26 protein-coding genes are annotated in these 26,166 nt (G+C 66.6%); 19 read left to right on the top strand and 7 right to left on the bottom strand.

Features of this window, described 5'->3' with window-relative positions:
• Nucleotides 1-9: 9 nt before the first annotated feature.
• From LDL21_RS07355 to LDL21_RS07345, 3 genes are all read right to left on the bottom strand, one after another.
• Nucleotides 10-1,050 (bottom strand): ABC transporter substrate-binding protein, encoded by a 1,041-nt coding sequence (locus LDL21_RS07355; RefSeq protein WP_225279348.1) that lies wholly within the window; start codon nt 1,048-1,050, stop codon nt 10-12.
• 43 nt (nt 1,051-1,093) lie between these two features.
• Complete coding sequence (locus LDL21_RS07350; RefSeq protein WP_067494334.1) at nt 1,094-1,966, bottom strand: ABC transporter permease; 873 nt, start codon at nt 1,964-1,966, stop codon at nt 1,094-1,096.
• Nucleotides 1,967-2,092: 126 nt separating this feature from the next.
• The gene (locus tag LDL21_RS07345) at nt 2,093-3,127 is read right to left on the bottom strand and encodes a LacI family DNA-binding transcriptional regulator (protein ID WP_225279347.1); all 1,035 of its coding nucleotides are present in this window, start codon (nt 3,125-3,127) and stop codon (nt 2,093-2,095) included.
• A gap of 177 nt (nt 3,128-3,304) precedes the next feature.
• Here LDL21_RS07345 and LDL21_RS07340 point away from each other — a divergent pair, with 177 nt between their 5' ends.
• From LDL21_RS07340 to LDL21_RS07330, 3 genes are read left to right on the top strand one after another with little or no spacing between them, the layout of a single operon-like run.
• On the top strand, nt 3,305-4,468 hold the full coding sequence (locus tag LDL21_RS07340; protein WP_225279346.1) for a Gfo/Idh/MocA family protein: 1,164 nt from the start codon (nt 3,305-3,307) through the stop codon (nt 4,466-4,468).
• Nucleotides 4,465-5,655 (top strand): dihydrodipicolinate synthase family protein, encoded by a 1,191-nt coding sequence (locus tag LDL21_RS07335; protein WP_225279345.1) that lies wholly within the window; start codon nt 4,465-4,467, stop codon nt 5,653-5,655. The genes LDL21_RS07340 and LDL21_RS07335 overlap by 4 nt, the downstream gene beginning before the upstream one ends.
• Nucleotides 5,652-6,524, top strand: a complete 873-nt coding sequence (locus LDL21_RS07330) for a sugar phosphate isomerase/epimerase family protein (RefSeq protein ID WP_225279344.1) — start codon at nt 5,652-5,654, stop codon at nt 6,522-6,524. The genes LDL21_RS07335 and LDL21_RS07330 overlap by 4 nt, the downstream gene beginning before the upstream one ends.
• A gap of 21 nt (nt 6,525-6,545) precedes the next feature.
• Here LDL21_RS07330 and LDL21_RS07325 read toward each other — a convergent pair whose 3' ends face one another.
• Nucleotides 6,546-7,559, bottom strand: a complete 1,014-nt coding sequence (locus LDL21_RS07325) for a hypothetical protein (RefSeq protein ID WP_225279343.1) — start codon at nt 7,557-7,559, stop codon at nt 6,546-6,548.
• 193 nt (nt 7,560-7,752) lie between these two features.
• Here LDL21_RS07325 and LDL21_RS07320 point away from each other — a divergent pair, with 193 nt between their 5' ends.
• The 4 genes from LDL21_RS07320 to LDL21_RS07305 all read left to right on the top strand — a co-directional run bounded on the left by LDL21_RS07320 (nt 7,753) and on the right by LDL21_RS07305 (nt 12,890).
• Complete coding sequence (locus LDL21_RS07320) at nt 7,753-10,110, top strand: MMPL family transporter (protein WP_372462152.1); 2,358 nt, start codon at nt 7,753-7,755, stop codon at nt 10,108-10,110.
• 206 nt (nt 10,111-10,316) lie between these two features.
• Nucleotides 10,317-11,312, top strand: coding sequence for an NADP-dependent oxidoreductase (locus LDL21_RS07315; protein ID WP_225279342.1), 996 nt, complete (start codon nt 10,317-10,319; stop codon nt 11,310-11,312).
• Nucleotides 11,313-11,344: 32 nt separating this feature from the next.
• Entirely contained in the window at nt 11,345-12,199 is an 855-nt protein-coding gene (locus LDL21_RS07310) for an alpha/beta fold hydrolase (protein ID WP_225279341.1), read from the top strand.
• Nucleotides 12,200-12,296: 97 nt separating this feature from the next.
• Nucleotides 12,297-12,890, top strand: a complete 594-nt coding sequence (locus tag LDL21_RS07305; protein ID WP_225279340.1) for a TetR/AcrR family transcriptional regulator — start codon at nt 12,297-12,299, stop codon at nt 12,888-12,890.
• Nucleotides 12,891-12,910: 20 nt separating this feature from the next.
• Here the strand turns inward: LDL21_RS07305 and LDL21_RS07300 are convergent, their stop codons facing one another.
• The gene (locus tag LDL21_RS07300; protein WP_225279339.1) at nt 12,911-14,833 is read right to left on the bottom strand and encodes an acyl-CoA dehydrogenase family protein; all 1,923 of its coding nucleotides are present in this window, start codon (nt 14,831-14,833) and stop codon (nt 12,911-12,913) included.
• A gap of 106 nt (nt 14,834-14,939) precedes the next feature.
• On the opposite strand from LDL21_RS07300, the gene LDL21_RS07295 reads away from it, so the two are divergent.
• The 7 genes from LDL21_RS07295 (at nt 14,940) to LDL21_RS07265 (ending at nt 20,568) form a co-directional block, all read left to right on the top strand.
• Complete coding sequence (locus LDL21_RS07295) at nt 14,940-15,566, top strand: TetR/AcrR family transcriptional regulator (protein ID WP_225279338.1); 627 nt, start codon at nt 14,940-14,942, stop codon at nt 15,564-15,566.
• A 119-nt stretch (nt 15,567-15,685) separates the two neighbouring features.
• The gene (locus LDL21_RS07290) at nt 15,686-15,967 is read left to right on the top strand and encodes a hypothetical protein (RefSeq protein ID WP_181698249.1); all 282 of its coding nucleotides are present in this window, start codon (nt 15,686-15,688) and stop codon (nt 15,965-15,967) included.
• Nucleotides 15,968-16,065: 98 nt separating this feature from the next.
• The gene (gdhA, locus tag LDL21_RS07285) at nt 16,066-17,448 is read left to right on the top strand and encodes an NADP-specific glutamate dehydrogenase (protein WP_255674476.1); all 1,383 of its coding nucleotides are present in this window, start codon (nt 16,066-16,068) and stop codon (nt 17,446-17,448) included.
• Between the two features lie 138 nt (nt 17,449-17,586).
• A complete protein-coding gene (locus tag LDL21_RS07280; protein ID WP_225279336.1) occupies nt 17,587-18,273 on the top strand; it encodes an esterase/lipase family protein in 687 nt (228 codons plus the stop codon).
• Nucleotides 18,274-18,378: 105 nt separating this feature from the next.
• Nucleotides 18,379-18,777 (top strand): hypothetical protein, encoded by a 399-nt coding sequence (locus tag LDL21_RS07275; protein WP_225279335.1) that lies wholly within the window; start codon nt 18,379-18,381, stop codon nt 18,775-18,777.
• A gap of 27 nt (nt 18,778-18,804) precedes the next feature.
• Nucleotides 18,805-19,020: a hypothetical protein gene (locus LDL21_RS07270; protein WP_181698245.1), complete on the top strand. Its 216-nt coding sequence runs from the start codon at nt 18,805-18,807 to the stop codon at nt 19,018-19,020.
• 78 nt (nt 19,021-19,098) lie between these two features.
• A complete protein-coding gene (locus LDL21_RS07265) occupies nt 19,099-20,568 on the top strand; it encodes a phospholipase D-like domain-containing protein (RefSeq protein WP_225279334.1) in 1,470 nt (489 codons plus the stop codon).
• Nucleotides 20,569-20,585: 17 nt separating this feature from the next.
• Here LDL21_RS07265 and LDL21_RS07260 read toward each other — a convergent pair whose 3' ends face one another.
• Nucleotides 20,586-20,936, bottom strand: coding sequence for an HNH endonuclease (locus tag LDL21_RS07260; protein ID WP_225279333.1), 351 nt, complete (start codon nt 20,934-20,936; stop codon nt 20,586-20,588).
• 181 nt (nt 20,937-21,117) lie between these two features.
• On the opposite strand from LDL21_RS07260, the gene LDL21_RS07255 reads away from it, so the two are divergent.
• The 4 genes from LDL21_RS07255 (at nt 21,118) to LDL21_RS07240 (ending at nt 24,794) form a co-directional block, all read left to right on the top strand.
• Nucleotides 21,118-22,359, top strand: coding sequence for a serine hydrolase domain-containing protein (locus LDL21_RS07255; RefSeq protein WP_225279332.1), 1,242 nt, complete (start codon nt 21,118-21,120; stop codon nt 22,357-22,359).
• Between the two features lie 133 nt (nt 22,360-22,492).
• Nucleotides 22,493-22,888, top strand: a complete 396-nt coding sequence (locus LDL21_RS07250) for a hypothetical protein (RefSeq protein WP_225279331.1) — start codon at nt 22,493-22,495, stop codon at nt 22,886-22,888.
• 89 nt (nt 22,889-22,977) lie between these two features.
• A complete protein-coding gene (locus tag LDL21_RS07245) occupies nt 22,978-23,946 on the top strand; it encodes an SPFH domain-containing protein (RefSeq protein WP_225279330.1) in 969 nt (322 codons plus the stop codon).
• Entirely contained in the window at nt 23,943-24,794 is an 852-nt protein-coding gene (locus tag LDL21_RS07240; protein ID WP_225279329.1) for a diacylglycerol kinase catalytic domain-containing protein, read from the top strand. Before LDL21_RS07245 ends, LDL21_RS07240 begins: the two co-directional genes overlap by 4 nt.
• A gap of 18 nt (nt 24,795-24,812) precedes the next feature.
• On the opposite strand, the gene LDL21_RS07235 is transcribed toward LDL21_RS07240, so the two are convergent.
• Nucleotides 24,813-25,085, bottom strand: coding sequence for a hypothetical protein (locus LDL21_RS07235; protein ID WP_225279328.1), 273 nt, complete (start codon nt 25,083-25,085; stop codon nt 24,813-24,815).
• A gap of 177 nt (nt 25,086-25,262) precedes the next feature.
• On the opposite strand from LDL21_RS07235, the gene LDL21_RS07230 reads away from it, so the two are divergent.
• A complete protein-coding gene (locus LDL21_RS07230) occupies nt 25,263-26,165 on the top strand; it encodes a tyrosine-protein phosphatase (protein ID WP_225279327.1) in 903 nt (300 codons plus the stop codon).
• Nucleotide 26,166 lies beyond the last annotated feature (1 nt).

Raw genomic sequence — 26,166 nt, 5'->3', positions numbered from 1 at the left:
CCTGTTCCGTCACGGCCGGCTGGTCGGGGTGAATTTGGAGTCCCAGTACTTGGCCGGGTCCTCGGCCTGCTCGAGGAGCTCGGCGTTGCTGAGCACCTCGACGGTGGCGCGCCAGTTCGCCTCGGCATTGGTTCCCGGCGCCTTGCCGACGGTTTCCGGGGTGGTGAGCAGCGGGATGGTCTGCTGCCACTGCTGCAGCAGCACCGGCTGCGGCGGCAGTTGCGGGTCCTTGCCTTCCATCGCGGCGACCGCGGCCTCGGGTTTTGCTGCCGCGGCGGCGAAGGCCTCGCTGGTCGCGTCGACCATGGCCTGCACCAGTTTGGGCGAGGAGTCGATGGTGGCCTGGTTCGCGATCAGGCCGTTGCTGAAGAAGTTGAGTCCCTGCTCCGAATACCGCAGGTAGCGCACCTCTTTGCCGCTCTTGTTCGCGATGGTGGGACCTTGGTCGTGCGCGAAGCCGATCAGCCCGTCGACGCGGCCCGAGAGCATCGCCGACATCTTGCCCGCGGAGTCGAGGCTCTGCTGGGTGACCTGATCGGCGGGTACGCCTGCCTTGTCGAGATAGACCGGGAAGGTGGTGGTCGGTGCGTCGCCCGCGGAGACGGCGATGGTCTTGCCCACCAGGTCGGCCGGCGTCCGGATATTCGAATCGGCGAACACCTGCACCGCCGACGGCGTGGTCTGCAGGAAGACGCCGACGCTCTTGACCTTGACGCCCTTGTCGATATTGCTGAGGACGGCGGGCGTATCGGCCCAGCCGAAATCGGTCTGCTCGGAACCGGTGGCCTGCGTGGTCTTCGTCGACCCCTGGCCGGCCGAGATCTTCAGATCGATGCCGTGCTTGGCGAAAATACCTTCCTGCACTCCGTAATAGAACGGGGCGTGCTCGCCGTAGGGGTACCAGTTGAGCATCAGCGACACCGGGGTGGTCTTGCCGTCGGTGCCGGGCTCCTTGGCTTCGGTGGCGCCGCCGCCGCAGCCGGTCAACACCAGCACCGATGCCACCGCGGCGGCCCCGATGGACGTGAGTGTGCGTGTTCGGAATTTCATGCGAGTTCTCCAGCTGTGGCGCGAATACGGTGGTTCGGCATGCTCAAGCCGCCCCGACGACCGAGGCCGTGGATCGACGGGAGGCGTGCCAGGGAATGAGGAACTGTTCGGCGATCTCGATGATCGCGAACAGGATGATGCCGAGCAGCGACATGATGATCAGGGCCGCGAACAGCATTGCGGTGTCGATGTTTCCGTTGGCCTGCAGAATCACATAGCCCAGACCTTCGTTGGCGCCGACGAATTCCCCGACGACGGCACCGGTGACGGCGAGGGTGGCGGCGATCTTGAGTCCGGACATCAATTGCGGCAGCGACGCCGGAAAACGCACTTTCACGAATGTCTTCCAATTGCTCGCGCCCATGGTGGAGGTGAGTTCGAGGATCTCCGGGTCGACCGAGCGCAGGCCGGCCATACCGGAGATGACGATCGGGAAGAACGCCATCAACACGGCGACGAGAATCTTGGGGCTGGTGCCGAAGCCGAGCCAGACGATGAACAGCGGGGCGATCGCGATTTTCGGGATGACCTGCGCGAAAAGGATGAGCGGGTACATCGTTCGCTCGACGCCACGCGAATAGATCATCACCAGGGCGACGGCTTCGCCGATCAGTGCGGCGATGATGAAGCCGACCACGGTTTCGTAGGTGGTGACCCAGGTGTTCTCGAGCAGGTACGCCGAGTTGTCGACGGTGGTGCGCCAGGTATCGGCGGGCGACGGCAGGATGTAGGGCTCGACGAGCTCGAATTTCGTGACGGCCCACCAGGCGACGACGAGCACCGCCACCAGGGCGAGTGGCCGCCAGACGGTCGACCAGAGACCGGCCGGGGATGGGAGCTTTCGGCGCCGGGGGCGAACAGGTTGCGCCGCTTTCGGTGCGGGGGAACCGGCCTCGACGGACGTGACTACCGCCATCTGGAGTCCTAAAGCTAGTAGTGGAGCGGGATTCGAACTGCACCCGCTGGGAATGCGCTTTCCGAAGCTGGATCCGAGGCTAGTGTGACCCGACCCACAGTGTCAAGGGTTTCGAATCGGACCAGGTCAGGGGCGGTGCAAAACGCTACTGTCGCGCAGGATCACCCGGCCGGGCACGAATTCGTGTGCACGCGAGGACGTTGCGGTGTCGTCGAGCGCGAGCGCGACGGCCCGTTCGCCGATGTCCACCAGCGACAGCGCCACCGTCGAGAGCCCTGGTACGTGGTCGCGCAGCGTGGGAATGTCGTCGAACCCGGCTACGCAGACATCGTCGGGTACCGCCAAGCCGAGCTCGCGCCAGGCCGCGATCGCCCCGATCGCCATCACGTCGCTCACGGCGAAGACGCAGGGCGGGACCGGCTGCCCGTGGCGCAGATCCAGGGCCGCGGCGAGGCGACGCGCCGCGCTGAAACCACCGTCGCGGGAGAAGTCTCCCGCGATCTCGACCAGCGGTGTCACACCCTGTGACGCGAGCGCCTCGACGAAGCCGTTGCGCCGGTCGACGGCGGTCCTGATGTGGCCGGGGCCGCCGATCACCGCGAAGTCGCGATGCCCCTGACCGAGGAGTGCGTGCGCCAATTCGGCTGACGCCACATAGTTTTCGGGCTCGACGGCGGCACCGAAGGACAGCGGCTGCCCGACGACGACCACCTTGCCGTTGTTGTCCAGATACCGCGCGCACTCCTGCTCGAGATCGCGGTCGAGATCGCCGCTCTGGCGCGATCCCGCGAGGATGATCGCGTCGGCGCGGTGCGAGATGAACGTGCTCACCGATTCGCGCTCGATGTCGAAATCGCGTTGTGTGCTGGCCAGCAGGACGAGCTTGCCCGCCCGGCGCGCCGCCGTCTGCACCCCCTGCACGATCGAGGAGAAGTAGGGGTCGGCGATGTCGTGCACGACGAGCCCGATCAGCCCGGTCGACGACCGCGCCAGGGCCTGGGCCTGGGCATTCGGCACATAGCCGAGCTCCGCGGCGGCGGCACGGACCCGGTCGGCCACGCCTTCGCCGGGCACCCGCGACGACCCGTTGAGCACGCGCGAGGCGGTCGCCTGGGAGACGCCCGCCCGGATCGCGACGTCTTGCAATCTCACAGCCGCCATGACTTCGTGCCTCGTTCCCTCGGTTCGGGGTGGGGTTGACCGGACTCGGTGACTTAGCATAGCTTGGAAAGCGCATTCCGAGCTGACTTGTCCATCGCCGTGTGCGGAGTTTCTCCGCACCGTCCGCGACCCATTCTGCGGGTCGTCAGCCACGCAAATCAGAAGAGGCACAGAACAATGCCCGATTCCACTCCCCCACGCACGCTCCGCATCGCCATGAACGGCGTCACCGGGCGCATGGGTTACCGCCAGCACCTCGTGCGCTCGATCCTGCCGATCCGCGACGCAGGCGGCCTCCTGCTCCCGGACGGCCGCCGCGTCCAGGTGGAGCCCATCCTCGTGGGCCGCAATGCCACCAAGCTGGCCGAACTCGCGGCACAGCACGGTATCGCCGAATGGAGCACCGATGCCGCCGCCGTCATCGCCGACCCGTCCGTCGACATCTATTTCGACGCACAGGTCACATCCCGGCGCGCCGAGGCGCTCGCGGCGGCGATGAAGGCGGGCAAGCACGTGTTCACCGAGAAACCGACCGCCGAAACACTCACCGAGGCCGTAGAACTCGCCAGGGTCGCCGCGAACGCGGGCGTCACCGCGGGTGTCGTGCACGACAAGCTCTATCTGCCCGGCCTGGTGAAATTGCGCAGGCTGGTCGACGAGGGCTTCTTCGGGCGGATCCTGTCGCTGCGTGGCGAATTCGGCTACTGGGTCTTCGAAGGTGACGGCCAACCCGCCCAGCGGCCCAGCTGGAACTACCGCGCCGAGGACGGCGGCGGCATCGTCGTCGACATGTTCTGCCATTGGAACTACGTGCTCGAGGGGCTACTCGGCAAGGTCGAGGCGGTCACCGCGAAGGCGACGACCCATATCCCCACCCGGTGGGACGAGCAGGGCAAGCCGTACGACGCCACCGCCGACGATGCCGCCTACGGCATCTTCGAGATGGCCAACGGCGTTGTCGCGCAGATCAATTCGTCGTGGGCGGTGCGGGTGTACCGCGACGAGCTCGTCGAGTTCCAGATCGACGGTACGCATGGTTCGGCCGTGGCCGGATTGCGCAAATGTGTCGCACAGCATCGCTCGCATACGCCCAAACCCGTGTGGAACCCGGATCTTCCGGTCACCGAACCGTTCCGCGATCAATGGCTCGAGGTGCCGGCGAACGCCGACCTGGACAACGGCTTCAAATTGCAGTGGGAGGAGTTCCTCGCCGACGTGGTGCACGAGCGGCCGCACCGCTACGGGCTGCTCTCCGCCGCCCGCGGTGTCCAGCTCGCCGAACTCGGCCTGCGCAGCTCCGCCGAAGGCCGCCGCATCGAGATTCCGGAGGTCACGCTGTGACCGCGGCCTCGACAGATGTGTCGGTGCTGCTGCCCGCGGGTGACCGGCTCGAACGGTACGTCCTCGGCGCTCCGGGTGCGTGGACGCGGCCGACCCGGCCGATCACCTCGCGGGTGGCTTTCGCAGCCGCGCATGTGATTCCGCGCGCCACGGCCGACAACACGCCGAGCGCGCCCGTGACGATCGACTGGGACGCGACGCTGGCCTACCGGCACGAGCTGTGGTCCTACGGACTCGGTGTCGCCGATGCCATGGACACCGCGCAGCGCGGGATGGGCCTCGACTGGCGGACCACCGCCGAATTGATCCGGCGCTCCGGCGGCGAGGCCGCCTCCACCGGTGGCAGGCTCGCATGCGGTGCGGGCACCGATCAGCTCGACCTCGACGGCCTGCCCGCCGGACCGGCCGGGCTCACCAGGATCGTCGACGCCTACCGTGAGCAGATCGATGTGGTGACCGAGGCGGGCGCGCAGGTGATCGTGATGGCATCGCGGGCTCTCGTGCGGGTCGCGGAGTCGGCGGCCGACTATGTGGACGTCTACGAGCGACTGCTGGCGGGTGTCGACCGGCCGGTGATCCTGCACTGGCTCGGCACCATGTTCGATCCCGCGCTGCACGGTTATTGGGGTAGCGACGACATCGCCACCGCCACCGAGACTTTCCGGACGCTCATCGAGAACAACAGGTCGAAGATCGACGGCGTCAAGGTCTCGCTGCTTGATGCCGGACACGAGATCGCGCTGCGGCGCGCCTTGCCCGCGGGGGTCCGGCTCTACACCGGTGACGATTTCAACTACCCCGAGCTCATCGTCGGTGATACGCAGGGACATTCGGACGCACTGCTCGGCATCTTCGCGGCGATCTATCCGGCCGCCTCCACCGCACTGCAGGAACTCGACAACGGCAACGTCGCACGCGCATCCGAAATACTCGCCGGCACACAGGAACTCGGACGGCATATCTTCGCGGCGCCGACCTACTACTACAAGACCGGGATCGCGTTCCTGTCGTGGCTCAACGGTCGTCAGCCCGGCTTCTCCATGGTCGGCGGGTTGTCCACGGGCCGTTCCGTCCCGCACCTGGCCGAGCTCTTCCGGCTCGCCGACCGGGCCGGGCTGCTGTCGGACCCCGAACTGGCCGCGCACCGTATGCGGCTGTACCTCGAACTGAACGGACTCGGATCATGACATCGGTTGTCGCGCAGCAGGTCCCGTACGACTCGGCAGCGCCGTACCGGTCGCTGTCGCTGAACACCGCGACGACCAAGCGGTGGACCCTGGCCGAGGCGGTGGACGGTGCGGCCAGGGCCGGGCTCGGCGCGATCGGGCTGTGGCGTGATCGGGTCGACGAGCTCGGGGCCACCACCGCGGCGAAGATCGTGGCCGACGCGGGTCTGCGCGTCTCCAGTCTGTGCCGCGGCGGCTTCCTGACCGGGCGGGAAGACGGACCGGCCGCGCTCGACGACAACCGCCGTGCGATCGACGACGCGGCGACACTCGGCACGCGGGAACTGGTGATGGTGATGGGCGGGATCCCCGATCGGGATCTCGCGGGCGCCCGAGCACGGGTCGAGGAGCGGCTCGCGCTCCTGGTCCCCTACGCCGCCGAACGCGGCGTACGCCTGGCGCTGGAACCGCTGCACCCCATGTTCTGTGCCGATCGTGCCGTGATTTCCACACTGGCACAGGCACTCTCGATGGCAGCGCCGCATCCGGCCGAGACGGTGGGTGTCGTGGTCGACACCTTCCATCTCTGGTGGGACCCGACCCTGGCGGAACAGATCGCGCAGGCCGGTGCGGCCGGGCGGATCAGCTCGTACCAGGTGTGCGACTGGCTGAACCCGATGACCGCCGACCCGCTGCTGTCCCGGGGCATGATGGGCGACGGCGTCATCGACTTCGCGACCATCGGACGCTGGGTCCGCGACGCCGGGTACCGCGGCGACGTGGAAGTCGAGATCTTCAACGCCACGGTGTGGTCGAGCGACGGCCACGAGGTGATCGAGACGATGAAGCGGCGGTATCGGGAGCTGGTACTGCCGTCCCTTGTCGGCTGAGGTCACCCGGCCGCGGTGCTGTCAGCGTTGACGGCTGCCCCATCGGATTATGCGCGAGAACTTCTTTCGAGCCCGCCGGCCACGGGCTACTGGCCCGTGGCCGTCGTGTCCGGACAGGTGACGGATGAGGTCGGCACGCTCGGCAGCGGAGATTGCCGGGTGTGCGAGGGCGCAGGCCACGGCGTCGTGTGCATAGTAGGGACGCCTCCTGTCGTAGGCACTTCGCGCCGCATCGAGGACCTGGGCGGGAGGGTAGTGCCCTGTCGACGCCAGGCATAGGCGGGCGAGTTTCGTGATGGTGCTGGGGAACAGGCCGTGCGAGACGGTGTCGCCCGGCTTGCCTTCGGCGAGGGTGATCAGACCGGCCAGGATCCGTGGGCTGTCCGGGGTAGGGATATCGACGGGGGGCGGAAAATCACGGGCCAGGTAGGTCAAGACGGCCCATGCACCGTCGGTGGAGTCGAATGCCGCATGCACCGCCTCGAGCAGGTCCGGTCGCATCAGCCGGGCCGTGCACAGCAATTGCGCATCGGGGACGTCGCGCAGGATGAGGCACAGTCGCCGCGTGTCCGTCACCGAGATTTTGTCCAGTGCCACGAGAGAATCGGTGGACCCGGCGAAGTCCACATCCCGAGGCCGGATACCGGAGAACACGGTGCGCAGGACGGAGTCCGACAGCCACTCCATCGGCACCGGCCCGAAGAACGCCACGAGCCGGACAACAGCTTCGTCCACCGGGATTCGGACGGCCGACTCCATCGGGAGACGGGCAATCACATCACCCAGGGCAGCCGTGAGCCGACTTCGCGAAAATTCCGGCAGGACTTCGTGAATCGTATATGCGTAGGCATACCGAGAGTGGACATAGCGGCTGATGCCGAGCAGGTCACCCACCAGCCGCTCGTGGTCGATGTGGCCACCGATCACGAGCTGTCGCCACGCCTGGTACGAGGCATACCGCCGGTGTTCGATGAAGTCCGGTGGGCGAGGATCGCTGCGGAAGAGCTCGGCTCCATGATCCGCTCGGCCGGTCATGATCATGGAGGATAAGCAAACTCCTCCGCTACCGCGAGCGACCGAGGCTTGCCAGTACCGCCTGCGCCGATCGTTCACCCGAGGTGGCCGCGTCGGCCAGGGACAGTACATCGAGCTGGTAGTCGCACGGCTGTCAGCGGATCCTCAGGTTTGCCTGGGAAGGTCGGTGACACCCCAGACAAAGGAGTCGTTCGTGTTCAACCGTTGGGGCGAGCTGGTACATCGATTTCGTTTCGCCGTCATCGCGGTTGTCGGTGCCGCGCTGCTCGGGCTCGGTGGGTACGGGCTCGGATTGTCCGATCACCTCACCTCGAGCGGCTGGGACGACCCCGGCTCCGAATCCTCGCAGGGCTCGCGGATCGCCGACGAGGCGTTCGGCCGCGACCACACCGCCGACGTCATCGTGCTCTACAACGCTCCCGACGGTAAGACGATCGACGATCCGGAGTTCAGCGGCACGGTTGTCGCAGGTCTGAGCAAGGTATTGGCCGAGCACCCCGACGCGATCGACAAGATCAACGGCGCCTATTGGCGGGTGGGCGACGCGGCCGCGGTGCCGTCGGTGTTCGGGTCGGCCGACAAGCGGCACGCGTTCGCCTCGGTCGCGCTCGTCGGCGACAACGACACCGACCTGCTGCGTAGCTACCGGGCGGTGAGCGACGCCTTCCACATCGACGGTGTGGACGTGGAGGTCTCGGGACTGCAGGCCATCGGCGGCACCCTCAACGACACCATCGCCACCGACGTCCACCGGATGGAACTGCTGGCCATTCCCGCTGTGGCGGTGCTCCTGTTCTTCATCTTCGGTGGCGTCGTCGCCGCCGCGCTGCCGCTGATCATCGGTGGGCTCACCATCTTCGGCGCCAACGGCATCGTGATGGCGATCACGAACTTCACCGACGTCAACTCGTTCGTCTCCGCCGTGGTGTCGATGATCGGCCTTGGCCTGGCCATCGACTTCGCCTTGTTCATCGTCAGCCGGTTCCGGGAAGAGCTGGCCGCCGGTTACGACACGCGCGCGGCAGTCCGGCGCACGGTGATGACCGCCGGACGCACCGTCATCTCCTCGGCGACGATGATCGTCGCCAGCCTCGGCGGCATCCTGCTGTTCCCCCAGGGCTTTCTCCGCTCGGTCGCCTACGGCACCATCGCGACGGTGTCGCTCGCCGCCCTGACCGCGGTGACGATCCTGCCCGCGATGCTGGCCGTGCTCGGACCACGGGTGGACATGCTCGGCATCAAACGCTTCCGCAAGACCAAGTCCGCCGAGGAGATCGAGAACGGCTTCTGGGGCAGGCTCCCCCGCTGGGTGATGCGACACCCCTTGAAGGTGGCCGTGGCGGTCGTCGTCGGGCTGCTGTTGCTGATCATCCCGATCAGGAACCTGGCCTTCGGCGGCATCAACGAGAAGTACCTCCCGCCCGACAACAGCACCCGGCTCGCCCTCGAGCACTTCTACGAGGTGTTCCCACTGAAGAAGACCGACCCGATCCAGCTGGTGTTCGTCGGCAAGGACACCACCGCCATCGGCGCGGTCTGGAAGCAGGCCATCCAGGCGCCCGGGCTCGTCGGCCAGTTCGGCGTGCCGAGCAACACCGGCTCCAACGATCCGGCGGTGTATCGCACCTCGGCCACCCTGGTCGATCCGACCGGCAACGCCGAGCCGACGATCGACTACCTGCGCGCCATCGACGTACCGGACGGGGTGGACATGTATGTCGCGGGGCAGCCCGCGATCATGGCCGACAGCATCGACAGCCTGCTCGACCGGATGCCGCTGATGATCGCGCTGGTCCTGTTCGTCACCACGCTGCTGATGTTCCTAACCTTCGGTTCACTGGTACTGCCGATCAAGGCGGCGCTGATGAACGCCCTCGGGCTCGGTTCCACACTCGGCATCCTGACCTGGATCTTCATCGACGGTCATGGCGCCGGAGTACTGAACTTCACGCCACAACCGATCAGCGCACCGGTACTCATGCTGATCATCGCGGTGATCTACGGCTTGTCGACCGATTACGAGGTCTTCCTGCTCTCGCGCATGGTCGAGGCCCGCGCCCATGGCGCGTCGACCACCGAAGCGATCCGCACCGGCACCGCACAGACGGGCCGCATCATCACCGCGGCCGCGCTCATCCTGCTCGTCGTCACCGGCGCGTTCGCGTTCTCCGATCTGGTGATGATGCAGTACATCGCCTACGGCATGATCGCGGCACTGTTCATCGACGCGACCATCCTGCGCATGCTGCTCGTCCCCGCCATCATGAAGCTCCTCGGCGACGACTGCTGGTGGGCGCCCAAGTGGGCCAAGCGAATTCAGGAGAGGATCGGCCTGTCCGAACCGGTCCTCGCCGACGACCGACCCGACCGGGACGCGATGGTCGACCTGGTGCGGACGACACCCGTCACCGACCCGCCGACCATGCGAATGGCCGCGGTCCCCGACAGCAAGCCGGCACGCACACCCCGCCGCCCACGCACCGTCGCCGAGATCGAAGCCGAAGCCCCGACCCATCGCCTCGGCAGAATCGTCGACCGGCCGTTTCGTTGAGAAGCCGCCGAAAATTCCGGAACCGGACGGAGGAACTCGCAGACACGGCGAGTCGAAGCGAACGGAGATCGACGGAATTGTCGTCGGATCTCGTCGGCTGGCACTACTGGCATTACAGCGCGTCCGGACGGGTAACTTCGGCGTCCCTTGACTTCACTACTGAGTGCGCTCATTATTGAGTGGACTCAGAAGCAGGGAAGGGCACCATGCGAGCATTCGTGATCGACCGGTACAAGGAGCCCCTGCGGGAGGCGGACGTCGCCGAGCCGGTGATGGGCGACCACGCTGTGCTGGTCCAGATCCGCGCCGCCGGGCTCAACAGCCTCGACGAGAAGATCCGGGCGGGCGAGTTCAAGCGGATCCTTCCGTACAAGCTGCCGCTGGTCCTCGGCAACGATCTCGCCGGAACGGTGATCGGCGTCGGACCCGAAGTGCGGGAGTTCAAGGCTGGTGACGAGGTGTTCGCCCGGCCCGACAAGGACCGGATCGGTACGTTCGCCGAACGCATCGCGGTCGCCGAAACCGACCTGGCGCGCAAGCCGTCCTCGGTCGGCTTCGAGGAAGCCGCCTCGCTGCCGCTGGTGGCCTTGACCGCATGGCAAGCGCTGGTGGAACGCGGTGATCTCGGTCCGGGGCAACGGGTCCTCATCCATGCCGGTGCGGGTGGAGTCGGGTCGATCGCGATCCAGCTCGCCAAGCACCTCGGCGCCACGGTCGCCACCACCGTCAGCACCGGCAATGTCGAATTCGCGCGGGAGCTTGGCGCCGACGTGGTGATCGACTACCGCGAGCAGGACTTCGAACAGGTAGTCAACGGATACGACCTGGTTCTCGACAGCCTCGGCGGCCAGAATTTGGAGAAGTCGCTGCGGGTGCTGCGCCCCGGCGGCACGGCGATCGGGATCGCCGGACCACCCGACCCGGCGTTCGCCCGCCGGCTGGGCGCGAACCTCGTACTCCGCCTGGCCGTCGCCGCACTCAGCAGCGGAATCCGCCGCCGGGCCGCGCGGCTCGGCGTGAATTACGAGTTCCTCTTCATGCGGGCCGACGGGGCACAGCTGCGTCACATCGCCGCCCTTGTCGACGACGGCGTCCTGCGCCCGGTCGTCACCAGGGTCTTCGACTTCGACCGCACCGAGCAAGCGCTGCGGTCCCTGCGAGACCGGGGCACTCGCGGCAAGTCCGTCATCACCATGCCCTGACCCGGATCACCGAACAGAAAGCGGCCACCGTCATGAGCACGCACGGGAACGTCATCACCTCCTACAAGGACGCACCGACCCGCACCGTCACCGCGGGCGGCGTGACCTACGCCTACCGTGAGCTCGGGCCGAAAGGCGGTGTGCCCGTTGTCTTCTTCGTCCATCTCGCGGCGAACCTCGACAACTGGGACCCCAGGATCATCGATCCGCTGGCTCGGCAGCACCACGTCGTCACCTTCGACAATCGTGGTGTCGGGGCGTCCTCCGGCCGGGTGCCCGACAGCGTCGAGGCGATGGCCGACGACGCCTACTCCTTCGTCACCGCGCTCGGCTTCGACGAGATCGACGTCTTCGCCTTCTCGCTCGGGGGTTTCGTCGCCCAGGACCTGGTGATGAAACACCCCGCGCGGGTGCGCAAACTCGTCCTCACCGGCACCGGACCCAAGGGCGGCAAAGGCATCGACAAGGTCGTAGGCGTCACCTACCGCGACATCCTGCGTGCCACCGCGACCCGCGCCGATCCCAAAGAGTTCCTGTTCTTCAACCGCGACGCCGACGGCAAGGCGGCCGGGCGTGCGTTCATCCAGCGGCTCGCGGAACGCACCACCGACCGCGATGAACCCGTCAGCGTGCCGACACTGCGCACGCAGTTGAAGGCGATCAAGAAGTGGGGGCTGTCCTCCCCCGATAACCTCGCCACGATCACCCAGCCGACCCTGATCGCCAACGGCGACAACGACCGGATGGTGCCCTCGGTCCTGTCCGAGGACCTGCACCGGCGCATCCCCGACAGCGAGCTGATCATCTACCCCGGCTCCGGGCACGGCGGAATCTTCCAGTTCCACGACGAGTTCGCCACCGCCGCAGCCGAATTCCTTGCTCGGTAGTTTCCCCAGCACCCGATGGAGTGGCGCCGGAGCCGCTCGCAGGATGGGCACGATAGCCTCGTCGTGAGTCGATTCACCCAGCAACGAAGGACCGAAGGTGTCACCCCAAGCCGGCAGGCGCGAGCGAAACAAACAGCAGAAGCTCGAGCGGATCACGGCCGCCGCTCGTGAGCTGTTCGCCGAGCGCGGTGTCGACGAGGTCACCACCCAGGAGATCGCCGACAAGGCCGACATCGGCGCGGGCACCCTGTTCCTCTACGTCAAGAACAAGGGCGAACTCCTGCTGCTCGTGCAGAACGCCGGCTACGCCGAGGCTCTCGCACGCGGCGTCGCGGCGGCCGAAAACCTCCCCGACACCCTCGACGCGATCATGGCGATCATCCACAGCATCGTCGAGTGCAACCGTACACAAATCGACAATGGACGAACCTACCTGCGCGAGATGGTCTTCGGCGACTCCGCGGAACCCCATCATCGCGACGCGCTCGCACTGACACTGCAGACCGAAGCAGCGGTTGCCGACGTACTCCAGCGTGAACAGCGCATCACCCCCACCGACGCCGCCGCCCTCGCCCACATCGTCTCCGCGATCATGTTTCTCAGCATGGCGGCGACCGGCAACATCACCACCTCGACCGGCGACATCGTGCAGCAGATCAGGGACCAGGTCCGGGTCCTGCTACGGCGGTGAGGCCGAGCCGACCCGCCGGGTCAGGCCTTCATCTCGTAGGTTCCGGCCAGCCCGCGCGCCTTGGCGAGCACACGCTCGAAGCGAGCCTTGTCGAAGGCGGGGCGGCGAACCAGGTCGAGGGTCCGGCGTTGCTGGACGGCGGTGGCGGTCGGCTTGTTGTGCAAGGCGAGGGCGTTCGTGGAGAGGCCGCGAACGAAGCCGTCGAAGATCTGGTCGATGACCGCGGGGTCGGTGCCCTCGATCACCGCCTGCTCCAGCACCAACTGCGCGTAGGGCACAGCGGTGAACAGCTCACCGAAGGCGAACAGGAAGTCGACGTCCTGCTGCTGTGACGGCGTCGGAGCGGCGACGGCGAGCAGTGCTTGCAGCGCGAGCACCTGCTCGAGGAACACCGCGACATTCGGCACGTCACGGAAACTCTCGAAGACCGGACGCCAATCGGCGAAGCGAATCCGGCCGAGGCCACTGCTCGGTCCCTGCCGGAACAGGAACTCGTCGTCGGCGGTGTCGTGCCGAGTCGGTACCGGTTCGTAAGCGGCGCAAGCCAATTCGGCGCCGAGCGGTTTCACGATCGAGCCGAGACGCGGAGCGAGCTTGCGACTCGTCCAGGACAGCGCACCGGCCGCGGCGCGGGTGGCCGCCTGGGGCGCCACCGCGACACCGGGCAGCGATCGCAGCGCGGCCAGACCGGCATCGGCCGGGTGGAACATGTAGTTGGCCATGAACTTCAGCGACAGTGCCATGTTGACGTGGACGGTGCCCTCCAGCCTCGGGAGCCCGAACATGGCCGTCATCGCGACGGGGAAGTACATGTCGTTCTCGAACCCGCGCGCGGCGATCACATCGGCGAGGTCTTCGATCACGCGCTGCCCCTGGCGGGTCACCGACATCTTCTCGATGGCGTTGAACAGCAGGTAGCGCCGATCCTCCGGTGCGGCCGAACGCATGTAGTCGACCGCGCGAGCACTGTAGAGCTTCATCGCGGCGATTCGTGCGTAGGAATCGGTGATCAGGGCTCGGACCTGTGGGAACTCGGTGACTCGGTGCCCGAACAGAATCCGGTTCTCCGCGTGGTCGATCGCCTCGTAGAAGGAGTGCTCGCAGGCGCCGATCGCGCCGAAGCCGAGGTTGAACTTGCCGACATTGACCGTGTTCATCGCCGCGTGGAACGCATCCTCGCCGCGGTGCAGGATGTCCTCCTCGGCGACGGGATAGTTCTCGAGCTCGAACGCGGCGACATAGATCTGGTTGTTGACGACGTTCTTGCGCAGCTTGTATGCCTCGTGCTGGGAGTCCGCGACGAAGAAGAGGTACCCCTCGTAATCCTCCTGCGTCGGTTTACCCCGCATCGCCGCCGCGCTGTCGATGATCGGCTTGTCCGAGCGACGCCCGAATACCGAGACCATCGAGGCCAGGTTGCCGTTGCCGATGTAGTACTTGCCGCCGGTCGCGGTGTATCCACCGTCGGGCTGGGGGTCGACGATCATGTCGGTGGAGTACACGTCGGCGCCGTGTTCCTTCTCCGACAAGCCGAAAGCGAAGATCTCACCGGCCTCGAGTTGGGCGGCCGCCTTCTGTTTGGCCACGGTGTTGTCGCTCTGCCAGATCGGCCCGAGACCCAGGATGGTGACCTGCCAGATGTACCAGTAGGTCATGCCGTAGAAGCCGAAGATCTGGCTCAGCATGGCGTTGCGCGAGGTGTCCCAGCGCTTGTTCGGGTCACCGCCCGCCTCCGCGGCGGGAGTGAGGAAGGTCGCGAACAAGCGCTCCTTCTTCACGAACTCGAGGAACTCCGACGGCCAGACACGAGTGCGATCGTCGTCGAGCAGCCTGGTCTTGCCCCGCGACTCGAACCAGTCGACCGTCGCGCGCAGCAACCTGCGCGTCTCCGGGTCGAACTGCGCGAAGTCGGCGGTGTTCGGGTTGAAGAGATCTTGGGGCATCACGGCTCCTCCTGCGGGCGTCCGGCGCGATCGGACGGTTCATTCAGCACTGTAGCATTTTCATACAGGCATGTAGGAACAGTGGACGGGTTGCTATTGTGTGCGCATGGGTAGCGAGACGGCAGTGCAGCGGCGAGGGCGGGCCGCGCATCTCGGCCCCGAGCGGCGCAGACCCCAGGTGCTCGACGCGGCGCTGGCCATCGCCGCCGACCACGGCGTCGCGGCGGTCACGATGGGCGCGGTCGCCGATTACATGAAGGTGACCCGCCCGGTGGTCTACGCCTGCTTCCCGGATCGGGTCGAACTGATCGACGCACTGATCCAGCGCGAAGAGACCTTCCTGATCTCCGGCGTGCTCGACCTACTGCCGCCGCGCACCACCAACGCCGACGAGACGGTCTTCGTGGAGGGGTTCCGCGCCCTGTTGCACAAGGCATCCGAACGGCCCGACGCCTGGCGGCTGATCTACGGCAATCCCGATCCCGCGGTCGCCGGTTCCTTCGGGCGCGGCCGGCGGCTGGCCGTCGAACGCTGCACGGCGCTGCTGCGCCCGACCTTGCACGCCTGGGGAATCGATGACGCCGAGCGCAAACTCCCCGCGCTCGTGGAGTTGTGGGTCTCGGCGGCGGAAAGCGCGGTCCGGACCCTGTTCACCGATCCGGACGAGTGGAACCCGGATGATCTCGGCGCCTTCGTCGGCTCGGCGGTCTACCGCGCGATGCGTAGCGCATAAGGCCGCCAAGACCCTCCCGCGCCGGCCCGGCGTACCGGTTGCCGGTACCGGCGTTACCGGATACCCTGAGCATGTCGGTGCACAACTGTTCACTCAAAATATGACAGGCAGGGCGGACCATGGGGTCTCGTTACACAGATTCGGTCAGTGCGTGGCGCGAGCAGGTGCGCAAGGAACTGCGCACGGTCACCGAGTTCGCCCAGGAAGCCCGGGCGGCCGCCACCGTTCGCGGGCGAGGAATCGGCCGCGTCGCCGACGGAGCCCGGCGCGACGTGACCGCGGAGGCACGAGCGTTCGCCGACGATCTCGCCGATCTCGCCGATGCCGCCCTGCGTTCACGCACGGACGGCCGGAAGTCGCTGGGCAACCTCTTCGGGAGCCGTGCGCGCAGACGCCGTTGAACCCAGCGTCGGCCGCGAGGCGTACGCGCGATCCAGACCTCACCGCCGGCCCGGCTAGCCTGTGAGCAAGGCCGGGTGCACGCGGATGTCGTCCGGCCATGGTGGCAACGACGACGACAAGGAGTCCACGGGTGGCTGTCCTGGACGCGAAGCTGAGCGGCATCTACGACGAGGTATTGCGCCGCAATCCCGGGGAATCCGAGTTCCACCAGGCGGTACACGAGGTTCTCGACAGTCTCGGCCCCGTCGTCGCCAAACACCCGCAGTACGCGGACGCCGCGGTGATCCGACGCTTGTGCGAGCCCGAACGGCAGATCATCTTCCGGGTGCCGTGGGTCGACGATTCCGGCACCGTGCAGATCAATCGTGGCTTCCGGGTGGAGTTCAATTCCGCGCTCGGCCCGTACAAGGGCGGGCTCCGCTTCCATCCCTCGGTCTATCTGGGCATCGTGAAGTTCCTGGGATTCGAGCAGATCTTCAAGAACTCGCTGACCGGACTCCCGATCGGTGGCGGTAAGGGCGGTTCGGACTTCGACCCGAAGGGCCGCTCGGAGGGTGAGGTGATGCGGTTCTGTCAGGCGTTCATGACCGAGCTCTACCGGCATCTCGGTGAACACACCGACGTACCGGCAGGCGACACCGGGGTGGGCGGCCGGGAGATCGGCTACCTGTTCGGCCAGTACAAGCGCATCACCAACCGCTACGAGTCCGGGGTACTCACCGGCAAGGGCCTGACCTGGGGCGGTTCGCAGGTGCGCCGGGAAGCCACCGGCTACGGAGCGGTCTTCTTCGTCGACGAAATCCTTTCCGCCGCAGGCCGATCCATGGAAGGCCAGAAAGTCGTGGTGTCGGGTTCGGGCAACGTCGCGATCTACGCGATCGAGAAGGTCCACCAGCTCGGCGGCACCGTGGTTGCCTGCTCGGATTCCAGCGGTTACGTCGTCGACGAGCAGGGCATCGATCTCGAGCTGCTCAAGGAGATCAAGGAAGTCCAGCGCGGCCGGATCGACGATTATGCCGAGAAACGTGGTGGTGCCGCGCAATTCGTCGCGGGCGGTTCGCTGTGGGAGGTGCCCTGCGATATCGCGCTGCCGTGCGCGACCCAGAACGAACTCGACGGCACCGCCGCGGGCAAACTCATCGCGAACGGCTGCCGGATCGTCGCCGAGGGCGCCAATATGCCGTGCAGGCCGGAGGCGGTGCGGTTGTTCAACGAGGCGGGGGTGATCTTCGCGCCCGGTAAGGCGGCCAACGCGGGAGGCGTCGCGACCAGCGCGCTCGAGATGCAGCAGAACGCCTCGCGCGACTCGTGGAGCTTCGAGCACACCGAGGAGCGCCTGGCCGAGATCATGCGCGGCATCCACGATCGCTGCCTGGCCACCGCCGACGAATACGGCGTACCGGGCAACTATCAGGCAGGCGCCAATATCGGTGGGTTCATCCAGGTCGCCGACGCGATGCTGGCTCTCGGCGTCATCTGAGCGCTGCCTCGCCGGCGAACTGCGCATCGCCCCCAATTGTGGGGGCTGGTGCCAATTCTCGGAATCTGCTCGAGGTGAATGCCTCGCGGCGCTACCTTCTGTCTGCTCGCCGCTCAACGAGCAGATCGGAGTCGATTGATGTTCGCCTTGTCCCTGTCGCACCGCCTTCGGGTGGCCGCGATCGCTGTTGTCACGACCGCCGCCGCGTTCTGTGCGGTAGCGCCACCCGCCGCCGCCGCGCCCGCACGAGATCCGATCCTCTTCGTCCACGGGTGGCGGGGTTCGGCCGCGAACTGGGACTACATGTGGGGACGGTTCCTGAACGACGGGTACTCCACCGATCGGCTGGCACGGTTCACCTACGACAGCACCCAGTCGAACAAGGACATCGCGGCGCAGGTGAAGGCTCAGGCCGACGCGTTGCGGGCGCGGACCGGCGCCGCGAAGGTCGACATCGTCACGCACTCGATGGGTGGCCTCAACAGCCGCTGGTACCTGAGGAATCTGGGCGGCCTCGACCTCGTCGACGACTGGGTCTCCCTCGGCGGACCCAACCACGGCACGGACACCAGCAACAGCTGTTACGACGTCTCCTGTGTGGAGATGCGGGCCGGGTCGACCTTCCTCACCGACCTCAACAGCGGCGACGAAACGCCGGGCCGGGTGAACTACGGGACCTGGTGGTCACCGTGCGACGAGATCATCAACCCGGATGAGAGCACAATCCTCAACGGCGCCACCAACACCCGCACGGCCTGCCTCGGCCATCTCCCCCTGCTGTCCTCGGCGCAGGTATACGAAGGGGTACGTGATTTCGTGAGGTAACGGCCCGCCCCGCCCCTTCCAGGCCACCGACGGTCGTTTGTCTTTCGCAGGCTGGGTAGTCCCGTGCAGTAAGGACAAAAGGGGCGGGATGCGAGGAGTAGACCCATGAGCACCACCAGTTGGATCGTGACAATCATCGTCGCGGTTCTGATAGTCGCCGTGCTGGCCACCGTCGTCGCGGCATTCCTACGTAAGCGTCGTGAACACCACCGGGTCGAAGCGGCCGGGATCCGGGAACGAGTGGCGGGGCAGGAACTCGAGGTCGGGCAGCGGGAGGCGCGGGCGGAGGAGCTCGCCGCCAGGAGCCGCGCGGCGCAGGCCGAAGCGGACGCCAAAGCCGCGCAGGCCGAACAGCTCGCTCAGCAGGCCCAGGTGCACCACAGCGACGCCGCGGATTCACGAGCCGAGCTGGACAAGGAACGGGAGCGCGCGGACCGGCTCGACCCGGACCGCAAGCGGGCGCGGACCACGGCCGACCAACCCGAGCAAACGCCGAACACCTGACAAAGCCGAACTCCTGAGGAGGTTGCCATGACGTCGGCCGACGCCGATTCCACCCGCCTGCGTGAAGAACGCGCGGAGCTCATCGACAGACGAGCGAAGTTGAGCGAGTCGATCGAACGCGTCCAGCACGTCGGAAGTGCCGCTGACGGTGAGGAATACGTCGAGGCGCGGGAAGAGAAGGCCCTCATCCAAACCCGTCTCGACGAGATCGACGAAATACTGGCCGGGGATCGGCGGTCCTGACGCGTCATCCGCCCCCGTCGTCCGGCAAGTATCGTTCACTTACGCCGAACGTGTGCTGGACGAGGGGGCTGACCACAGATGAACGATGTGCCGCACATCCTCACCCCCGGCGAGACCTGCTGGCAGATCGCCCGAGCCGACCGCCTGGCCTGCATCATCGACGCGGCCGACTACTTCCGCTATGCCAAATCCGCGATGCTGCGGGCGCGCAAACGCATCGTGCTGATCGGCTGGGACTTCGACACCCGGATCAAGTTCGAACCGCAGAAGAAGACCCTTGACGGGCCGGACCGGCTGGGCAAATTCCTGTCGTGGCTGCCGAAACAACGGCCGGACCTCGACATCTATCTGCTGAAGTGGAATGTCGGTGCGTTCGCCGCGATCGGCAGGGGGATGACACCGATCTTCGTCGCCAACTGGTTGACCGACCGGCGGCTGCACTTCGAAATGGACGGCGCGCACCCGATCGGCTCGGCGCACCATCAGAAGATCATCGTGATCGATGACCAGCTCGCGTTCTGCGGCGGCATCGACATGACCGTCGACCGCTGGGACACCAGCGACCACCGCGACGACAACGCCTACCGAACCGCGCCGAACGGCCGCCGCTACGGCCCGTGGCACGACGCGACCACCGCCGTGGACGGCGCCGCCGCGAAGGCGATCGGCGAACTGGCCAGAGCCAGGTGGAAGGCGGCGACCGGGCAGGAACTGGGGCCGGTGGACGAGATCGCCGGGGACACCCCGTGGCCGGAGGGGCTGGAGCCGACGATGCGATCCGTCGACGTGGGGATCGCCCGGACCCTTCCCGAGCTCGCCGACCGCGCCGAGGTCCGTGAGATCGAGGCGCTGTATCTCGCGGCGATCGCGGGCGCGACCCGTTCGCTGTACATCGAGAGCCAGTACCTGGCTTCGCGCACCCTCGCCGAGGCGATCGCCGCCCGCCTGCGTGAACCGAACGGTCCGGAGATCGTGTTGGTCCTCCCCCGGCATGCCGACGGCTGGCTCGAGCAACTGGCCATGGACGGTGCCCGCCGACGCCTGCTGCATCTGCTGTGGAAAGCCGACACCGAGCAGCGGCTCGGTGTGTACTACCCGGTCACCGCCGACGGTGCGCCCATCTATGTCCATGCCAAGGTGCTGGTGGTGGACGACCGCCTGCTTCGCGTCGGGTCGTCGAACCTCAACAATCGGTCGATGGGTTTCGACACCGAGTGCGACCTCGCCGTCGAGGTCACGCCCGCCACCCCCGACGGTGAGCTTCTGCGCGAAACCATTCTCGGCATCCGCCGCCGCCTCCTCTGCGAACACCTCGACGCCGACCCCGCCAAGTTCGACGCCACCCTCGCCGAAACGTCCTCGCTCGTTCGCACCGTCGAAGCGCTGCGCGGCGAAGGCCGGACCCTGATCCGGTTCGAGCCCGAAACGGTCGCCGACGAGGACAGCCCGCTGGCCGAAAGCGAACTGATGGATCCCGAACGCACCCCGGCGAGGTTGTGGGACAGTCTTTTTCCGAGAGGCGTTCGCCGCCCGGGGCCCCCTCGATAAGCGCGTGGCGGTTCGACTCAGGGGAACCGGGCGGTGAGACCGGTCGAGATCTCGTAGTGGCGTACCAGGAACGACCGTTCGTCGAGCTTCTTGCGGCGCAGCCAGCCGGTCACCTCGGCATTGCATTTGCTGGCATTGCACGACGCACACGCGGGTACGACATTGGCGAGCGTGTAGCGCCCACCGCGTGAGATCGCCCGCACACAGTCCTTCTGCGGCGACGCGACCGCAGAGCCGCAGTAGGCGCAACCGCCCCAGGACGCCTTGAGCGCATCCCACTGCGCGTCGGTGAGGTCGTGGGCGACGAGCCCCATCCGTTTCTTGCGCTTACGCGCCGCGCGAACCTGTTTGCTACCGCCAGTCGGCACGACGGTGAGAATACGCGGTCCGGCGATGGTCACGCGCCATTCCACTGTTACCGGGTCTTGATTGCTTCCTCGGTTCACACGGAGCAGAGTTGGGTTGCACAGCGCGAAACACCCCTCCCGAGCACACGCTGATCGGAGAATCATGGGTCACCGGACGAGTTTCGCAGTGTTTGTCGCGACCGTGAGTTTGTTCATCGCCACGGCCTGTGGAACGTCGTCCGATTCCGTCGGCGATACCACCGGCACATCGGCCGGTGCACAGGCCGAACCCGCCTACGCGGCCACCCTGCGGCCGATGATCACCCAGCTCATGAAGGACAATGTCATTCCCGGCGCTGTCGTTGTCGTCAGATCGCCGAAGGAAGGCGACTGGACCGAGACGTTCGGCACCCGTGTCATCGGTGCCGACGATCCCCTGTCGGCGGACGACTACTTCCGGATCGGCAGCAACACCAAAACCATGACCTCGACGGTCATCCTGCAGCTGGTGCAGGAGGGAAAGCTCGCGCTCGAGGACCCGATCGATAAATATCGGCCGGGCGTGCCGAACGGAGACCAGATCACCATCGCCCAGCTCTCCGAAATGCGCAGCGGGCTATACAGTTACACCTTCGACCCGGAATTCAATGCCACACTCGACAGCGACCCGGACAAGGTGTGGACGCCCGAGGAGATGCTCGCGATCGCCTTCTCCCATCCGGTGAATTTCGCGCCGGGGGAGAAATTCGAGTACAGCAATACCAATACGATCCTGCTCGGCCTCGTCATCGAGAAAGTCACGCAGATGTCGGCCGCCGAGAATTTCCAGAAGCGGATCTTCGAACCGCTCGGCCTGAAGCACACCTCGATGCCCGCCGCGACGGACACCTCGATCCCCGACCCGCACCCGCAGGGGTACGCGTTCGGCACCAATGTCTCCACCATCGACACCTTCGCCCTGCCACCCGAGCAGCAGGCCGCCGCCCTCGCGGGCACGCTGCAACCCGGCAACGCCACCGACGCGAGCCCGTCGTGGACGTGGACCGCCGGTGCCGCGATCGCGACGGCCGGCGATATGGCGACGTACGTACGGGCGCTCGTCGAGGGCGACATGCTCGACGAGCAGCAGCAGCGAATCCGGATGGACAGCATCCAACCCATCGACCCCGCCGCCCCCGACGTCGCCGGCTACGGACTCGGCATCGTCCGATTCGGCAAGCATCTGTTCGGCCACGACGGTCAGATCCCCGGATACATGACCTTCATGGGACACGACCCGGCCTCGGACCTCACGATCGTCGTCGCCACAAACCTCGCGACAGTGCCGTCGGGCGAGGGTTCGGCCCTGGTACTGGCCAAAGCCATGCTGCCGGTCTTCTACGGCAACGAACCGTCGCCGGACAGCCCGGCCGCACCGGACGCCCCAACCACAACTCCTCGTTGACAGGCCGACTCGTATCAGCGGAGGTGTCAGGAGGGCGTCAGGCTCGTGTCAGGGGCGGGCGACAGAGTGTGTTCATCGAAGAAAGCGGGCCCGCCGAAAAGGGCGGGGCCACAAGCGAAACGAGGGACACGACATGATCACCACCGCTTCTCTGACCGACCAGGACAAGGCCACCCTGCGCACCGCCGCGTACGGCGCTGTCTCGCTCATCGCCGCTGCGGGCGCGCCGCACAAGTCCGTCTCCCAGGGCACCACCGCGCTGACCTCGGCGACCGGGCTGGTCGGGCATGTGCTCTCGGCCAAGTCGCGCGATATCCACCTGCCGGGTAAGACTGTCGCCGAGTTCGCCGATCATGTCCTGCCCGCTCTGACCGGGGCGATGAAACTGCTCGACGCCCACGACCCCGCCGAGGCCGAGAATTTCCGCGACACCGTCCTCGTCGCCGTCCAGGCCGCCACCCACACCAAGAAGGACCCCTCTCCCGCGGTGACCGCGATGGCTGCCAAGATCACCGCCGCCCTGGCCTGACAACGGCAGAAACCGTAAAGGGCTGTGCGCAGATTCCCGGATCTGCGCACAGCCCTCGACGGCTGCCCGTCAGTCCTGTTATGGTCACTATGACCATAACGAAGGAGAAGGCGATGGCCGACATCAGCAGCTACCCCGGACTGCGGCACCTCAGGGGCGCCCCGACAGTGCACGTCAGACACGTCCGCAAGGGCAAACTCCTGCACGACGGCACGGGGCTGAGCTTCTGGTTCCGCCCGAGCACGGCGGTGCTCAGCGAGGTTCCGGTGGACGACCGCGAGCTGCCGATGCTCTTCCACGCCCGCACACACGACCACCAGGACGTCACGGTCCAGCTGACGGTCACCTACCGCTGCACCGATCCCGCGACGACGACGAGCCGGATCGACTTCTCGATAGACCCCGATACGGGCACCTGGCGCCAGGATCCGCTGAGCCAGATCGCGAACACCCTCACCGAGAACACCCAGCAACACGCCCTCGAGGTCCTGGCCACGCTCGATCTCGAGACCGCCATCCGCACCGGCGTCGAAAAGGTCAAGGAAGCTACGGGAAATCTGACCGCGGCTCACATCGGGCTGGAGATCATCGACGTCCGCGTGGTCGCTATCCGCCCCGACGCGGAGATGGAGAAGGCGCTTCAGACCACGGTCCGCGAGAAGGTCCAGCAGGAAGCGGACCGGGCGACCTACGAGCGACGCGCGCTCGCCGTCGAACGCGAGCGTGCGATCAGCGAGAACGAACTGCAGAACCAGATCGAACTGGCGAAGCGGGAGGAGCTCCTGGTGGTCCAGCGCGGCGCGAACGCATTGGAGAAGGCCGAGGGCCAGGCCAGAGCCGACCGGATCGCCGTCGACGCCAAGGCCGACGGGATCCGCAAGCTCGCCGAGGCCGAGGCCGCCGGAGAGAAGGCGCGCCTGGATGCCTACCGGGACGTCCCCCAGGAAACGCTGTACGCGTTGGCGGCGAAGGAACTCGCGGGCAACCTGCCGGAGATCGGCAGCCTCACCCTGACCCCGGACATGATCGCCCCGATCCTGCAACGGTTCACCCGATGAGCCTGGCCCCACGAATTGTGCTGGTGCACAGGCGAACCGAGCTCTCGGAGCTGCTGGCGCGGCACGGCACGCGCGGGCAGGTGGAGTTCTTCCTGAACTCGCGCGGCAGGTCACTCGACGAGGTGGTGGAGCGCGACCGGCGGACCCGCGCGGCGATCGGCGAGGTCAGCGCGGCCATTCCGCTCGACTGGCGGCGCGGCACGGTCGAGCGGGAAGACCTGTCGCGGTTCCTGTTCGGCCCCGAGGACATCGTGGTGATCGTCGGGCAGGACGGCCTGGTCGCCAATGTTGCCAAGTACCTCGACGGCCAGCCCGTCATCGGCATCAGCCCGGAACCGGGCGTGCTCGCCGAGCACTCCCCCGCCGACGCGACGGAACTCCTGCACAGCACCGGTAACACCGAGGACCGCACGATGGTCGAGGCGAGAACGGACGACGGCGCGACCCTACGCGCGCTCAACGAGATCTACATCGGCCATCCGAGCCACCAGACCAGCCGGTACCGCATCCGTGACGAGCGCCAGGCATCGTCGGGCGTCCTCGTCGGCAGCGGGACGGGTGCGACAGGCTGGTGCCTGTCGGCCCACCGCGAACGGAAAAGCCCTGTCCCCCTGCCCCATCCCACCGAGCGCAGACTCGTCTGGTTCGTCCGGGAGGCGTGGCCGTCACCGGCCACCGGGATCGTGCACACCGAAGGCGAGATCACCGGCGAAAGCCTGCACATCGACGTGGAGTCCGACGGACTGGTGGCCTTCGGCGACGGCATCGAGCACGACGCACTACGCCTCGGCTGGGGCCAACGGCTCAGCGTCGGCCTCGCCACCACCAGTCTGCGCCTGGTGCGTTGAAGTAGGACAGTCAGTCGCCTACCGGGCAGACCCGAACCAGATCGGTTCGCAGGCAACGATGTCGCAGCCGATGCGCGGGTCGTAGATGGCTCTGCCCAGTTCCGCCGATCCCGTGACGCTGAGCAGCGTGTACAGCAGGTCCCCGACCACATTCGCACTGCCGGTGTCGACGATCGCTTCGGCTTGGCGCACCGGCACCGGCTCGGTCCCCGGTGCGGCCACGGCTACCCCGGCACCGAGCAGTGTAACGGCGGCACCGGCCACCAGGCTCTGCGTCATCGCGAATTTCATCGTTCTCCTTCGATCGAACCGACCCGATCGTCACACTGCCGTTCGGCGCTGCGGCCCGACAGACGGAAGAATCAGGGGCTGCGTGGGGACCTGCCCCCGGACGAGCATGTCAAGACACAATCCCGGCCATTGATTGTGGCGCGTGGTGGGGGCGGGGAAATACATACCGTTTTCGATGTGAAAGCAATTCGCACGAAACGCATCATCGTCTCCGTGATGACCACCGCCATGGCCTCCCTCGCGCTCGTGAGCACGGCCGTATTGCCGTCGCCACCCGCTGTGGCGGCTCCGAGTTCGGGCGGGCAGATCTCCCTGCAGGGGGCGGTCAATGTTCGCGATATCGGCGGTTACCGCACCTATGACGGAGCGACTGTCAAGTCCGGCAAGGCGATTCGCGCCGACGCCTTACCGAAGCTGACCGATGGTGATGTGGCCACCCTGGCCGGGCGCAACCTGAAATCCGTGGTCGACCTCCGCACCCCCGGGGAGGTGCAATTCATGGGGGCCGACCGGTTGCCCGCCGGGGTGCCGCTGGTTGCCCGACCCATCGACGACACCGGATTGTTCGTCCAGATGATGCAGATCATCCAGTCCAAGGATCCACAGCGTCAGCAGGAAGTACTGGGTAACGGTGGTGCCGAGCGGATCATGAGCGGTGTCTACGCCAGTTTCCTCACCGACGCGTCGCGTGCCGCGTTCGGGGCCACCGTTCGCGAACTCGCCGCCACCGATGGTGCCCTGCTCTATCACTGCACATCCGGGAAGGACCGAACCGGATTCCTCACCTATGTGGTGTTGCGCGCGGTCGGCGTCCCCGAGCAGACCGCACGTCAGGATTATCTGCGCTCCAACGAATTCCGTTCCGCCGCCGACGCGAAACTGCGGGAGCAGGTGAAACAGGCCGGGTATATGCAGAACCCCGATCTGCTCATCCCGCTGCAGGAAGTCCGCACCGAATATCTCGACACCGCGGTGCGGAAATTGGAACAGGATTACGGCAGCTTCGGCAAATTCCTCACCGACGGCCTCGGCATCGACGGGATGACGCTGGTGAAATTGCGGAAGAACCTCGTCGGCTGAC

This window comes from Nocardia rosealba (assembly GCF_020216065.1).
In the GTDB taxonomy this organism is placed as follows: Bacteria; Actinomycetota; Actinomycetes; order Mycobacteriales; family Mycobacteriaceae; genus Nocardia; species Nocardia rosealba.
This window is presented reverse-complemented; position numbering and strand designations above follow the sequence as displayed.